Source organism: Neisseria sp. P0018.S001 (assembly GCF_051957355.1).
Lineage (GTDB): Bacteria > Pseudomonadota > Gammaproteobacteria > Burkholderiales > Neisseriaceae > Neisseria > Neisseria subflava_A.
The window spans coordinates 1-311 of record NZ_JBQCWN010000094.1; the positions used below are offsets into that span (position 1 = coordinate 1).

At 49.8% G+C, this 311-nt stretch carries 1 protein-coding gene; it reads right to left on the reverse strand.

The window, feature by feature from the left end:
* Nucleotides 1-311: transposase (locus ACTHTJ_RS10995; RefSeq protein ID WP_440361023.1), on the reverse strand; the 311-nt coding region annotated here is incomplete at both ends.

The window sequence follows — 311 nt, forward strand, 5'->3', positions numbered from 1 at the left end:
CAACAAAGGCGACAGGTGTTTGCACTCATGGGCATTGGCGGGGGTAATGTGCAGTTTCTCTATATAGCCTTCCGCATCGGTACGGGTATGTTGTTTGTAACCGAGTCTGTATAAACCGTTTTTCTTTATCCAACGAGCATCGCTGTCTTTACTCGGTGTGGTTTGGCCGCTGACTTGTCCTTCTTCATCGACTTCTATGGCCTGGCGCTGTTTGCTGCCGGCGGTATGAATAATGGTGGCGTCAATGACGGCGGCGGATGCTTTCTCTACTTTTAGGCCTTTTTCGGTCAGTTGGCGGTTAATCAGTTCCA